The following is a 14,210-nucleotide window of genomic DNA, read 5'->3' on the forward strand; positions in this document are numbered from 1 at the left end:
CGTTTCTGTGCCGTCACCTCCACATTGCCAATCATCTTGGCATCGTCGACCATTTTCAGCGTCAGCGTTTGCTTAGGGGTGGGCGTAATGGTTTGCGTAAGGCGTTTGTAACCCACCGACGATACCTCTATCTTGACCTTTTCGGTCTTGCCTTTCAGTTGCAGCCGGCATAGTCCGTTAATGTCTGTTACGGCAGGTGCAGCGGCGGCGTCGCATCTCACCACGGCTCCTGCAATGGGTTCGCCTGTACTTTCGCTCTTCACCACCACGGTTTGTGTGGTTTCTTCTGCGTTGACGTGCACCTCTGCACCTGGCTTTGGACTTCCAAATGCCCCTTGTGGCCTTCCTCCTAAGCACAACAGCAGTGCCAGGCATAGCGTGGCATGCCCGGCTATGCTTGCGGAAGTGTCTGTGAACCTTTCGTCTTTCTCGTTTTTCTTCATTTTAGTTCCTGATATAGGGAATGTTACAGTTTCCCTGTTAATGTGGTATAACCTCGTTATGGGGGTTTCTAAGGTCTGCCCCGTTTCTTTGAGTAGATGTGTTTTGGCTTGTAAACGGCAACCCTTGAACGTGGCGGTGCTATCCTGCAAAAGCGAGAACAGGGCGGCGCGTGCGTGCCTTTGCCTGCTTATCTGGCTGATGATGTTCGTCGTTCGGTTGTCAAGGTGGCTTTGACATGTCGCTCCAAAACCTTATGTGGGTTTGTACTAGGCACTGCCTTTTTCTGAAAACCACCTTATTGATATTAAGGAGTGTGCACCATGTGCTGTTCGTAACGGGCCGCACTGCCTTCACTGAATTTGCGGTGGAACGAAAGTAACCGTTGTCCTCTTCGAACGGCGATAGGTGCTTGTGTTGATATTCCCTTTGCGTTAACAGCTGTTGAATTGCACTGTATTGAAAAATCCTTGCAAAGGTCTTAATAAATTACAACTTCCGCAATACCGAATGTTAGGTAAATATTTTTGGTTTTTAGTTGCGGGGTACTAAGTAAGGGGGAGTGTGGGAGGGTTGTCGACATTCAAGTCCAAATCGAAAGACAAACAGGAGGCGATGGAAACAGACAAGAATAATTGACAAGCGGTTTAATGAACCGATAGGGTGTGTATAATATGTAGTGCTCATTATGCTTGTTTTCTGTGCGATATTTAATGTCTCTCGCACTTATTCAGATGAAAAGGTGAAAGACAAGGTCAAGACAACTCCATAATTATTGCTTTTCACATTCCTTCTTAACAATTTCAATCATTATCGGCTTATGCACTTTGCAATCGCTACAGCTCAAGTATATATAGCCAGTCCTAAAGCCATCGGTAATAGCATCGTTAACAAACTCTTGCCCATAGTGCTTACAAACAAATTCGCTACCTGGCACGCCTTTGATTTTGCCTCCTCTCAAAACCAACTTTACGAACTCTCCCTTAATAACGGCATAATAGCCATGCAACCCCCTGAGCATAAACACAAATACATTGGGATTCTCTAAACAGTATTTATGTATTCGCTTTTCTATCCCATCTCTATCCGGCATTATAGGTCTTCCTACCAAAGAAAATTGAACATTGTTTATGCTGTCTTTCTTTCGGTTTTCTTCATTGAAAGAATCGAAAATCTCAAAGGTTTTAACTCTTAAACCTTTTTCTCTCCTTACAACAATCACCTCTTGAAATAAGAAATCCTGCTTAAATGCTATTAAAGGTTCAATATTATCCCCACACCTGTATGTTAGGTTTTTCCACCCCAAAATGGGTATAGAAATGAAAACTAAATCCTTTGTTTTGAATTTGTTTGGCAACAGGCTTGTCGACCGTTCGGAGGGGAGGCTATCTGCGTCTTGTGAGTATAGTTCCACAAACCGCCTTTGAGCAGCCGTTTTATATCCGAAACTGTCGTAAGTAAAGCTGATCTTTTCTTGCTGTGCCATTAAAGAAATACTACAAAGCAATAGAATGATACTTGAAATTGTTACTTTCATACTAATATACTCCGAAGATTAAGTAAAAACGTTTATAGTTACAACGAAATGGTTTTGGAATTAACCAATCGGAAATTGAGAGTTAGAAGCGGCTTCAACTCTTCTTTGTAATCGGCGATGTATTCGAAGAAATTCGTCACCGCTCGCCTGAACTCTTCTTTCGCTCTGTAAAATCCGGTGTTGATGGCTTTCTTCTGGAGCCTTTTCCAAAGGTGTTCGATGAGGTTGAGGTTTGGCGAATACGGAGGTAGGAACGCTTGCCTTATCCTCAAACCCTTCACCCATTGGGCAAACTCCTTGTTATGATAGCACTTGGCATTGCCGGATATGATGTATATCTCGGTGGTTTCGGGATGCTCCTAAGTGTCTTGAACAACTCCTCGACCAACTTTTCCTGTTTCTGTGCGCCAGCCTTACAAGGCTCTTCCGCCGTCTTCTTGTAGGTGAATCCGATGCGGTTGAGCAGGTCTGCCGGCCCTTGTGGGGTGTACGACAAGCCGAAAGAACACTTTATCCATAGTACAACACTATTGGCATCGGTATATACCTTACAACGGAGTTCAGCACCTAGGGCGACGATTTGCAAACCATCCAGAGGTCCTCAATACCCCTTATAGTGGTTGTTGGTCAGTTTAGGAATGCCACCAGACTTGTAGGTCTCGGCATAGTTGTACACGCAGGACAGGCTTATTCCAAGGTCGTAGGCGATTGTTTTCGCATCGTGACCATGCGCCAGCATCAGTATGCAGGTAATCTGGAGCCAGTAGGGTTCAAACTCTTTACTGTGCTGAAGCCTGCGAAGGGTTTCGAGTTCTTCTAGGGATAAGTTTAACATCATGATGCAAAGCTACGTTTCTTCTTAATATTTCCCAAATCTATTTACTTTCTACTATAATTTGATAAATGTAGTTATTATACATCTTTCCATTGTACTCTTTCATTGCAGAAATTCTGAATACTTCATTTGGATGTTCTTTTGTTATTCTCTCATTAACAAGTTGTTTACGTTGGAACCTATCGGGGCGACCATTAAATACAACATGAATAGTCCATATGCTGTCGTTATTGTATGTTTCGCTTACAATTTCCTTTATATTACAGCCTTGACCACTTCGGAGGCAAGAGCATCCCGTTAGTATGAATATTGTAAGCAGTTTAATAAATCTAACTAAAATCATAACTATCTCGTCTGAAAATGAAATGAAGTTGCCTTGACTTTTAATATTTCTATAAATTGAGAGGAGTTTATTATCTTTGTGCTGTGAAAACCAAGACAAACACTCCTCTCATGTACGAAGTACTGGACAAAGATACGATAAAATCTGTAATTCTGCCGCATTTGTCTGTGGCAAAACGTGGGTATGCCTCGAAAAGTAACCTGTTGGATGCCTTTCAGTGCATGCTCTACAAGTTGAAAGCATCTTTCCTGTGGCATAGGAATGAGGGAAAAGTCAAGACTACTTCTTTATGTTTCTTGTGTCCTTATGTCAAAATGGACGTATTTATGCCAAAACACGATAAGACGAACGATTAACTCGTTCACTTGTCCACTTGTCAACTCTTCAATTTTTGTAAGCTTTTCGGTAAGAAATTTAACGCGATAAGTGGCCATTCTGTCTACCAATCGCTCACCTTGCCGCAAAAAATCGATTCTCGCGGAGGTTTGTTTTGATGCAAAAAGGGGGTAGCCTGTGCATACGGCAAAATGAATTTTTATTTAAACCGACCGCCGCTAACACCCGTTTTCGGCCTATTTGCAGCTAAACGGGGTGCGTTTTGCCGCTAAATACAATGCGTTTTGCCGCTAAATGCAGTGCGTTTTGGTGCAAAACGCAAGCTGTTTTGGTGCTAAATGCAAGGTAAAATGGTGCTAAATGCAGTGTAAAATGGCGCCAAATGCGAGATAAAAAGTATGAATATCCGCTGGGATGGTATAAATAAAACCTTCTTGAACCACGAAATATGTGGCTGATAGGGGCAAAATGTTCATCGAAAAGTGGGTTTTTAGGGGTAAAATGGGTGTATTTGGGCTTGAAAAAAATCAGGCTTCCAACCAAACTAGAAAGACAAAATGGTGCAAAATGCAGGTTTTGTTCTTAAAAATAGACAAGGCGAGGGGCGTGAAAGGTTAGAAATGGTAGACGTTTGCCTACTTTTTAGCCTATAATTTCGCTAGAATGACGAGAGAATTTGATGGATTTTGTAAAATAAAGAATAAGAATTTAAGTTTTGATTTGCTGGGTTAGTTGGTTAACGAGTTAATAAGTTGGCGAGTTGACAAGAAGGGTGGGGTGTGTGTTTGATGGGGCTGTGAGTTGTTAAGTTTATGAGTTCTAAACAAAATCTGCACAGGCTATAACAGCCGAATTGGGTATAAAGACAAGGCTGTTTTTACGCTTTAAAAAGCATTGCTATGCGTTTTTATATGCAGTTTTTACCTTTCTATGCGCCCTACATCTTGTCCTACATGGCTGAAAGGTTGTATCACATTAGGAAAAACTGCGTTTTGGGCCAATGTTTTAAGCTAAAAAATTTTGCACTTTCGTGCATTCGCACTATATTTGCACTTGTATGGCAAAGCAACAAGAGGCAATTAGAGAGCGCGTACGCACCAATCTGCGCGAACCGCGCAAATATAAGGTGCTTATTCATAACGACGACTTTACTACTATGGATTTCGTTGTGATGATACTTAAAGTCGTGTTCTTTAAGTCGGACACGGAGGCCGAGGCCCTGATGCTTACCGTACACAGAAGCGATAAGGCCATTGTGGGCGTTTATAGCTACGATGTGGCCATGTCGAAAGTGAGTAAGGCCACAGACATGGCACGCCATGCTGGCTACCCGTTACGTTTAACCTGTCAACCTGGATAACCGCCATGCCAATATATATCAATTCTCATGAAACCGACCAAGTGCTCAATAGTGCGTTCAACTATTGCATGCTGTACAGAAACGAGTTTGTCACACCCGAGCATCTGCTCATGGGCATGACAAACCTAGATAACTTTTCTATTGCATTACAAGCATCGGGGGGCAACACCACTAAGCTGATGGCTCAGCTAGACAATGTGGTGGGGAAGATGGAAAACGTGCCGAACGATTGGCATCATGTACCGGGAAACTCGGTGCAGATGGAAGAGGTGATTGCCAATGCCCGCAAGCTGGCTATGATGGCCGAGGTGGACATGCTGCAAGTGCCGCATCTGGTAACCTCGCTTCTGGGCTTGCAAAACTCTGATGCGGCCTATCTGCTAAGCAAGCAGTTGGGCGAGAACGCCTCTAACTTCGTGGCCGAATTGGTAGAATTGTATGATGAAGACGAAGGTTTGCCCATCTTCGGCAGCGATGGCGAAGAAGATGAGGAAGAGGAACCTTGGCGTTCGCTCGTTACATGCGTGAACGATACGTACAGGAACCATAATCCGCTTATCGGTAGGGAAGAAGAATTGCAACGCACCATACAGGTGTTGTGTCGCAAGGAAAAGAACAATCCGCTGCATGTGGGCGAACCTGGTGTGGGCAAAACATCCTTGGTGTATGGGCTGGCGGCGATGATAGAACGCAACGAAGTGCCGCAACGGCTGCAAGGGTGCCGCATTTATCAAATGGATATGGGCACCATCTTGGCCGGAACGCAATACAGGGGCGATTTGGAAAAGCGCATTAAGCAGGTGATGAACGGACTGCTGATGGAGGGAAACACCATCCTTTACATCGACGAAATACACAACTTGGTGGGTGCGGGCCGTTCGAGCGAAGGCTCGATGGACGTATCGAACATGCTGAAACCCTATCTGGAAGGGGGAGAAGTGCGCTTTATCGGTAGCACAACCTATGCCGAATACAACCGCTATTTTGCCAAGAGTGCCGGTATTGTGCGCCGTTTTCAACAGATAGACGTACCCGAACCGTCGCCCGAAGAGGCTATCAAGATACTTAACGGACTGAAAAGGCAGTACGAGAAGTTCCATAACGTGCACTATTCGCCCGAAGTTATCGAGTTTGCCGTGCATGCCAGTGCCAAGTATGTTAACGATAGGTTCCTGCCCGACAAGGCAATCGACTTGATTGACGAGGCTGGTGCCTACCGCCAAATGCACCCTTTGCCCACAAAACGGCAGAAAGTGGACAAGGTCTTGGTGGCCGATGTGCTTACGAAGGTGTGCAAGGTGCAGGCTGTTGCCTTGAAAGACGAGGGTAACGAGGCGCTGTTTACGCTGGAAAAGCGCATGAAACAACTGATTTACGGTCAGAACCAAGCCGTGGAATTGGTTACGCAAGCCATACAGACGGCTAAGGCCGGACTTACCGAAGAGGGGAAACCGCTGGCTGCCATGCTTTTTGTTGGACCTACGGGCGTGGGAAAAACAGAGGTGGCACGCGTGTTGGCCGCAGAGCTGGGTATTGAATTGGTGCGGTTCGACATGAGCGAATACACCGAGAAACATGCTGTGGCAAAACTCATTGGTTCGCCTGCGGGATACGTGGGATATGAAGATGGCGGTCTGCTTACCGATGCGATACGCAAGACGCCCAACTGCGTGTTGCTGCTCGACGAGATAGAAAAGGCGCATGCCGACATCTACAACATCCTGCTGCAAGTGATGGATTATGCCCGATTGACGGATAATAAAGGTCAGAAAGCCGACTTCCGCAATGTTGTTCTCATCATGACGAGCAACGCCGGTGCGCAGTTTGCCTCGCAAGCCAGTGTGGGATTTGTCGGCAATGTGTCGCGTGGCGAGGCTATGATGGCGCAGGTTAAGAAGACGTTTAAACCCGAATTTATCAACCGCCTCTCGGCCACCGTGGTGTTCCGCGATATGGACGAGGCTATGGCGCAACTGATATTGAAGAAGAAAATAAAGGCCCTGCAACAGCAGTTGGCTGCGCGCAACGTGGAGCTTACGCTCGATGGCGCGGCCGAAAGCTACCTGTTGCGAAAGGGTTTCACACCGCAGTATGGCGCACGCGAAATGGATCGCGTTATCGCCGCATTGCTAAAACCTCTGCTTACCCGAGAAATGCTTTTCGGAAAGCTGAAAAAAGGCGGCAAGGCCATCGTGAAAACGAAGGGCCACGAACCGCCAACACCCGACGACACCAATGTGCAGCTGGTGCTCGAAGTGCCTAAATGAGCTGCTACAACCGCTAACATCGTTTTAAAAATCTCTCTCGCAATGCCCAAGTTTGTTTCTACATATAGCAATCTTTACGCATACAATGGGCTGAAAAGGTCGTTGAGGGGGGAATTCTGCGTTTCAAAAACAAACTTTTCCTTTGCCGTATCCGTATATGCGGCGAAGACGTTTTGGAGCGTTGATGGTGTTAACCAAATTCCTAATTAACTATGGTGTTCGCGTTAGATAAAACACTCTCGTTCCCCGACCCGCATTTGGGTGAACCCGACGGCTTGCTGGCTGTTGGCGGAGACTTGTCGGTAGACCGCATGTTGTTGGCCTACAGCTATGGCATTTTCCCGTGGTACTCGTTCCGCTACAACCGCGAAATATTGTGGTATTGCCCCATGCAGCGGTTTGTTATCTTCCCTTCTGAGGTTCATGTGTCGCATTCGATGCGCTCGTTGATGAACAGAGGGACCTATCATGTTACCTTTAACCAAGAGTTCGACGAGGTGATAAGACATTGCAGCCGACTACGCATTAAGGAAGATGGGGCTTGGCTGGGGGTTGATATGGTGAAAGCTTACCGCAAGATGCACGAACAGGGGTTCGCCGCCAGTGTTGAAGTGTGGCAAAGCGACCGACTGGTGGGTGGTCTTTACGGCGTAACCATCGGGCGTTGTTTCTTTGGCGAGAGTATGTTCTCGTTGGCACCCAGTGCTAGCAAGCTTGCCCTTATCCACTTGGCGCATTATATGAGCGACCATGGCGGCCTAATAATCGACTGCCAATTTGAAACGCCGCACTTGCGCTCGATGGGTGGGCGGTTTATCGCGTACGACGATTACCTTAAGATTATACAGAAAGAATAAAAATGAACAATGAGGAACTGATGCGCAGGGCAATAGCTCTGAGCGAAGAAAGTGTGAAAAACGGAGGTGGCCCTTTTGGGGCGGTGATTGCACGCAAAGGCGAGATTATTGCTGAGGCTGCCAATCGTGTTACCTTAGATCACGACCCTACGGCGCATGCCGAAGTAAGCGCCATTAGGTTGGCTAGTAGTAAGTTGGGCACGTTTAACCTTTCGGGGTGCGACATTTACACCTCGTGCGAGCCTTGTCCGATGTGTCTGGGTGCCATTTATTGGGCGCGTCTCGACAACGTTTACTACGCCAACAACCGCGAAGATGCCGCCAACATCGGTTTCGACGACGACTTTATCTACCACGAAATGGCGTTGAAACCCAGCGAACGCAGCAAGAATATGGAACTGTTGCTGCCCAACGAGGCCATCAATGCCTTTAAAATGTGGGAGGAGAAGGTGGAGAAGACGGAGTATTGAGGCCCACATTTTCTCTCATATTAAACGTTTTGAGTGGCGTTGCACTACCTACCGCATAGCGATAGTTGGTGCAACGCCACTAACATGTACATGGGTTGTTATGAGTTATTTGTTGTCTTGAACAGGTGGCTTTCACCAGGAGAAAGGCCAAGGAATAAACGCATTGGACGTTGTTTGTTATCTTAAACTGGCGCCTTTCATGTGCGAGTAGGCGCGTATATATAGGATGAGTAGGATGAAATTCTCATCCCCACAAATTCATAAGCTTGTTGTCTTACCCTTCTTCTTCCACCACCAGTCCATTTTCCCTTACGTGTTGGATAAGTGCTTTAAATGTTCGGTTATGGCTTAGGGTGGCTATGTGTCCCGTTATAATCATCTGTTTGCGTGCTCGTGTGAGTGCCACGTTCAGTTTGCGGTCGATAATTCGGCCGTCTTCCTCAAAGCAATTGGCAGTGAGGAAGTCCAGTTGGTAGCGGTGAGTGATGGTGAACGAGTAGACAATGACGTCTCTTTGCGACCCTTGATAGCGTTCAACGGTGTCGATGGTGATGTTGTTTAGTTCGGCGACACCCTGCTTTTGCAACTCGCGACGTATCATTGCAATTTGGTTTCGGTAAGGAACGATGACCCCAACAGTGCGGTTGGCATCGAAGTGCTTGCCGTAAAAGCGGTGGATGCGCCCCAATATGCGAGCCACGATGCGCGCCTCGGCAGGGTTAGCCTTGTCTGATGGACTTTCGTTTTCGTTGTCTTCTGCCGCGAAGAACAGCAGGCGATGGGCTTTCAGCTGGTCGTCAAGCACGTCTTGCGATGGCAGGTTGTAGCCAAGTTGTTGCTCTTCCTGATGCGGACACGGCACCACATCGAGCCGTTCATGGGCATAAAACATCTCGTTGGGGAAACGTGCGATGTGCGGGTGCATGCGTCCTTGGCGGTTAAGTGTGCCGATGAAACGCGTGCGACCTTGGCTCCGCTCCCAGTGTATCAGTCGTTCGAAGAGCGATTGGCGACAATCGGTTATGCCGATGGCATTTAGTTGCGGGTCGTTCACTGCGGCTTGGGCGGCGTTTTGCTGAACCACGGCGGGCAATTGCTTATGGTCGCCTATAAGCACAAACTTGTCAATGGCAGGCAAACTGTCGCTTTGGGGGCGCAATCCGTGGAAAATGGCCGTGTCGTGAGGCAGATTGGCAGAGAGCAAACCCACGATGTTGGGTTCTAATATCTGCGATGCCTCGTCGATAACGGCCAGGTCGAAGTGTTTCAACGCAAAGATGTTGGAGCGCGATTGCATGGTGGATGTTGTGCCAACAAATACGCGGCAGGCCGCGATACGCTGTTTGATAAGGCTCAATTTGGGGTCGCTGTCCACCAGACGGTCTAGCAAGTAAGGGCGAAAACGTTCGTCGCAGCTGTATTCGTTGCCGATGCGAAGAAAAGGAATAGCCGCAGATAGCAGCATGTCGCATATCTCGTCTACCGCCCTGTTGGTGTACGACATCAGCAGAATGTTACCCGCTTGCTCTTCAACGATAAAGCGCAGGGCCATCGAAGTCTTGCCCGTTCCAGGTGGACCAACAAGCAAAAAGTAGTCGCGCGCTTGTTTTATGCGCAACAGCACCTCGTCGTAACTGGGATGATAACTTCGCGGCAGCTCCGCCGCGGCATCGTATTTCGGTTCTCTTTGCCCCAGAAGCAAGGCTTTGCGCTGAGCGTTGGCCGTGGCAAAACTATGTAAAGCCTTCACGGCCGATGTGCTACCCACGTCGCTTGTGGCATGTTCTATGGCAAAATGCTTATCGCCCTGCAAGTAATTTTCGTTTTGCAGACCATCGTTCAGATGCACAACAATCTGCCCAACGGCGATGTCTACCAGCACGCCTTTAAACAAAATGCTTTGCCGCACGTCGGGTTCGGCATCGGGTTCGTAGGCATAGAGGTACACCATGTCGCCGCGACGAAAGTTCGGAAGGAAGTCGTCGGCCTGTTCAGGAACGTCGAACGTCAGCGTGTCCACCCCATTATAGCTGTTGCTTTTCTCTGCCTTTTGCAGTTTAAGGGCGGTAAAAATGTTTCCTGTTTCTCGTTTTTCGGCCAACGGCATGTTCCAAAGGTCGGCTCCGCTGTGGCCTTGCGTCTGCTGTGCGCCAACCTTTGCCAACAACTGTTCGTTGTAAACGAAGGTAAGCATGCGGCAGACGTAGGCGCGTTCCAGTGTTTCTAGCTTATGCAACGGTGTGGTTACGGCAGCAATTTGGGGTTCGAGATAACGATGATAGAAGGTAGAACAGAGTTGGTTTTGGTTCAGCGTGTCGGGCGAAAGCCTGTCGATAATGCTGTCAAAGCCTTGTTGGGCGATGCCAAATTCTTGCGCCACAATTTCGTTGCGCAGGCGTATGGCCTCGTGAAAAAGGCGTTGCAGATAGGCCACCACCACCAATCCGCCAGGCAAAGGGTATTTGGAATAAAGCAGACGGATGTCTACTTGATGGTTAGACAGGCGGAAGTTGTGGCGCAAAACGCCGTAATATAGCAGCAATTGCACATAATGGTCTTCTTTTTGAAAGCTGCCAAACTCGTTGGGTTGGTTGCGTTGAATGTTGTAATTAGCGCCCGATTTCTGCTCCACCAGCAGTCGAAAATCGCTCGTCATGAGGTCAACGCGACCTTGCAAGCCCAGTTCTTCGCACACGAACGAGGGTTCGAGCAAGGCTTTCGAGCGGTCGAACCCCTCTTGTTCGTTATCGAAAAGGCGGCCTACAATTTCCTCAATGTTGTTGGCTTGGTTAACTGCCACCTCGCGAAAAGGCTCTCGCACGTTGAGGTCGGGGCAGGTGCAAAAGTCCATTGTGCGCTCTTTAAAGGTGTTGGTAAAGGTTTGTCGCCAGTCGTAATCGGTGTTGTTGTTAATGATGTCGTCTAGTGCTGCGCCTGCAAAGCTACCCACCAGTATGGCTTGCGAATTGGCATTGGCCCCCATTCTGTTGACGGTATAGGCCAAGGGGTGGTGTCCGTAATCGGTAAAGCAGCGTGCAATGGCACTGATGTCGAGCAGAAAGTCGGGCTCTAGCACCACCAATCGCGGCAAAAGCGCATGGCCTTGCTTGGTGCAATCTAGCAAGTTGAGTTGCATTCCTATGCGGAGCAGGGGTTTAAGGTAGGCTTGTTCTTCTGTCTCTAAGTTCAGAACCATAGGCTCTTCATAGCTTTCGTTGTCTATTTTTACCATTATTTGGTTGTCGTTGCATTGGTCTACAATGCAGCGCAGGTAGCGAAAGTCCACGAGTCGCAACTCTTTTGGCGGCTTGTTTGTGGGGGCGATGCGCCCAACAAGCATGCTGGGGATGTGCTTGTTGTACACAGCCGATACGAATATAGACAGCGCCCTACAATGATATGGCACGTCTTCTGCGGGTATGGGCTGTGTCTTATTGCTCTCCCTACGCATCTGTTGTATGGCCACCACATCGCGCAGGGCGATGCGATGCCGTTTGCAAAGAAAGTCTACCTTGGAAAATAAATTGCCGAAGGCCTGTAAACTGTCTTGCAATGCACCATCGCAGGCCAGCGAAAGGGTGTCGTGCAGCTGCTTGTTGATGCTTTCGGGATTTGTGGTTGCCGTGGATAAAGTGTGGTCGATGCGGCGAAACAACTCGTCGGCGGTGATGTATGTGCGTGGGTTGGGCATGTTGCGCTGTGGTATTTAGCCAATGGTTAAGGGATGAGACATAAATTGGAAGACGAGCCGTGCGTTGTAAACGTAGAGATAGAGGGTCAATGCCACAATTGCCCAGCGCAGCACAAGGGCGGGCTTGGCCGACAGACGCTTGAACATAAAGGCAATGGCGATGGGGATGATGAACAGCCAATGGGTGCCCATGATGTAGGCCTCGTTCAGCCCGAACCCCAGAATGATGTGCAAAAAGATGTCTACCCCCAGCCACGACAGGCAGAGCCAAAGCAGCCTTTGGCGCATGCCGCAAAGCAGTCCTACCACGAAAAGCACCACCACGAAAGCCTCCACGGCGTAGAAAACCAATGCCCGTAGTGCACAGCAACAGGGCGCGAGATAAACAGATCTTCCAATAAATGGTCGCGATGCAGCTGTATGCTCTCGCCAAACACGTTTTCCACCACGCTCGTTAGTCGTGGTGTGTCCTTGTCGGTCCATTTAAGTACGGGGTCGTTACCCATTGGTTTGCCGATAATTCGTTCCTTTCGGGCCTCGTGCGCACACTGCGCTTAATGGCATTGGGGTTCTTTTTTTGCACTTGCGCCTCAATCCTTGCCGACTCCTGCTCGCGTGGTAGCAGTTGTAGCGTGTATTGGGCATAGAAGGCGGCACCCAAAACAACTAGCGGCAACACGCCAGCCAACAGCAGGCGGCGTGGCTTAAAGAAGGCCTTACCCGTGCCGAAGAGGTCGGCCAAGAGTGTTTTTGCGCCGTTGCTAAGCGTTATGCCAGCCGTAAACAGCAACAGCAGTGCCGTTTGCCACCATGCCATGGCCTTGCCTTTGTTGGCTATATATAAGGTGAGGATGAGCAATAGCAACGAAAAGCAAAAGTGGTCGGGTAGCATGACGGCCAACATAATCGATGCAAACGAAAACAACAGTGCGGTAAGCGCAAGGGCGTCTGCCAGCTTTAAGCCTATTTGCGAACGCAAAATGCGAAACAACAACACCGCGCTGAGGGTGGCACTGAGCGTTAACAACACGGCCATGATGTAGATGGCGGCGTTGAAATCGAATTGCTTGATGATGGCATCGTTGAGCCAATAGAACGGTGCGAGCAACGGACCGAACAGCGGATGGCGCGAGAGTTCGTAGTATATTTTTCCGTTTGAAAGATAGATACACGAGTAGGCATCGTAGCCCGAAACATGGAACATCTCGTGAAACAGCACCCAATAGCCCCTAAATCCCACGCGTGTAAAAAGGTCGTGGTACTTATATAGGGTGAGCGCATTTTGCAATGCAAACACCAAGAAGGCCACTAGGGCCAGCGGTTTCTCTTCTTTTCTTAGTTTAAACATGTGTTCTAAGTATATGTTATGCGTGCCTTGCGGCTCTGGTTATGTGCCAAACGGACCGTATTTACGGCAAATATAAGGTCTAAAAATGCCGTGAAGGTAATTTTTAGAACCAGCCTTAAATGGTTTATATGTGCAAATGTAGCATTTTTTATATAGAGAGCCACATCATATCACAAAAAGTTCGGGCGGTATGTAATTTACTTGCCGACTCGTTAACTTGTAAACTCGTTAACTCATCAACTCAAAAAACCGTTAACTCGTCAACCCGTTAACTTGTAAACTTGTCAATTCATCAACTCAAAAACTCGTTAACTTGTAAACTCATCAACTCGTCAGCTTGTCAACTCGTTAACTCGACAATTCAGATTTTGTCTATTTTTTGGTAGGAAATTTAACATTAAAAGTGCCCTTTTTATCCGCCAACTGCTCACCTTGCCGCAAATAATCGATTCTCGCGAAGGTTTGTTTGGGTGCAAAATGGGGTTAGCTTGTGCATGCGGCAAAATGAATTTTTATTTAAAAGAACCGCCATTTGCACCCGTTTTTGGGCTATTTGCTGCTAAATGCACTGCAATATGCCGCAAAACGCATTGCGTTTTGGTGCTAAATGCAGTGTGTTTTGGTGCTAAATGGAGTGCGTTTTGGTGCTAAATGCAGTGCGTTTTGGTGCTAAACGCAGTGCAAAACGCTGCAAAATGCGAGACGAAAAGCATAAAAATACGCTG

Annotated in this window: 10 protein-coding genes and 2 pseudogenes; 5 read left to right on the forward strand and 7 right to left on the reverse strand. The window is 47.8% G+C overall.

The features are described 5' to 3' along the window. The 5 genes from BN93_RS10240 to BN93_RS17995 form a co-directional block, all read right to left on the reverse strand. A partial coding sequence (locus tag BN93_RS10240; protein ID WP_044260434.1) for a carboxypeptidase-like regulatory domain-containing protein occupies positions 1-443 on the reverse strand: 443 nt, incomplete at its 3' end. Between the two features lie 770 nt (positions 444-1,213). Then, the gene (locus tag BN93_RS10245) at positions 1,214-1,978 is read right to left on the reverse strand and encodes a hypothetical protein (protein ID WP_157462795.1); all 765 of its coding nucleotides are present in this window, start codon (positions 1,976-1,978) and stop codon (positions 1,214-1,216) included. Positions 1,979-2,016: 38 nt separating this feature from the next. Continuing rightward, positions 2,017-2,316: a transposase gene (locus tag BN93_RS17985; protein ID WP_316928622.1), complete on the reverse strand. Its 300-nt coding sequence runs from the start codon at positions 2,314-2,316 to the stop codon at positions 2,017-2,019. Continuing rightward, a complete protein-coding gene (locus BN93_RS17990) occupies positions 2,256-2,564 on the reverse strand; it encodes a helix-turn-helix domain-containing protein (protein WP_019188237.1) in 309 nt (102 codons plus the stop codon). Before BN93_RS17990 ends, BN93_RS17985 begins: the two co-directional genes overlap by 61 nt. A gap of 15 nt (positions 2,565-2,579) precedes the next feature. Next, on the reverse strand, positions 2,580-2,816 hold the full coding sequence (locus BN93_RS17995) for a helix-turn-helix domain-containing protein (RefSeq protein ID WP_019188238.1): 237 nt from the start codon (positions 2,814-2,816) through the stop codon (positions 2,580-2,582). 450 nt (positions 2,817-3,266) lie between these two features. On the opposite strand from BN93_RS17995, the pseudogene BN93_RS18645 reads away from it, so the two are divergent. From BN93_RS18645 to BN93_RS10290, 5 genes and pseudogenes are all read left to right on the forward strand, one after another. Further along, positions 3,267-3,410, forward strand: a pseudogene (locus BN93_RS18645) (IS5/IS1182 family transposase); the annotation flags it as partial. Positions 3,411-4,549: 1,139 nt separating this feature from the next. Then, the gene (locus BN93_RS10275) at positions 4,550-4,852 is read left to right on the forward strand and encodes an ATP-dependent Clp protease adaptor ClpS (RefSeq protein ID WP_019188242.1); all 303 of its coding nucleotides are present in this window, start codon (positions 4,550-4,552) and stop codon (positions 4,850-4,852) included. Positions 4,853-4,857: 5 nt separating this feature from the next. Further along, complete coding sequence (locus BN93_RS10280; RefSeq protein WP_019188243.1) at positions 4,858-7,119, forward strand: AAA family ATPase; 2,262 nt, start codon at positions 4,858-4,860, stop codon at positions 7,117-7,119. 212 nt (positions 7,120-7,331) lie between these two features. Further along, entirely contained in the window at positions 7,332-7,976 is a 645-nt protein-coding gene (gene aat / locus BN93_RS10285; RefSeq protein WP_019188244.1) for a leucyl/phenylalanyl-tRNA--protein transferase, read from the forward strand. Positions 7,977-7,978: 2 nt separating this feature from the next. Next, positions 7,979-8,446 carry a nucleoside deaminase gene (locus tag BN93_RS10290; RefSeq protein ID WP_019188245.1) on the forward strand — a complete coding sequence of 156 codons (468 nt, stop codon included), beginning with the start codon at positions 7,979-7,981 and terminating at the stop codon, positions 8,444-8,446. A 274-nt stretch (positions 8,447-8,720) separates the two neighbouring features. On the opposite strand, the gene BN93_RS10295 is transcribed toward BN93_RS10290, so the two are convergent. After that, positions 8,721-12,137, reverse strand: a complete 3,417-nt coding sequence (locus tag BN93_RS10295; RefSeq protein WP_019188246.1) for a DEAD/DEAH box helicase — start codon at positions 12,135-12,137, stop codon at positions 8,721-8,723. 15 nt (positions 12,138-12,152) lie between these two features. Further along, positions 12,153-13,485 (reverse strand): annotated as a pseudogene (locus BN93_RS10300) (DUF6080 domain-containing protein). Between the last annotated feature and the right edge of the window lie 725 nt (positions 13,486-14,210).

This window comes from Prevotella conceptionensis 9403948, assembly GCF_000312305.1.
Classification (GTDB): Bacteria; Bacteroidota; Bacteroidia; order Bacteroidales; family Bacteroidaceae; genus Prevotella; species Prevotella conceptionensis.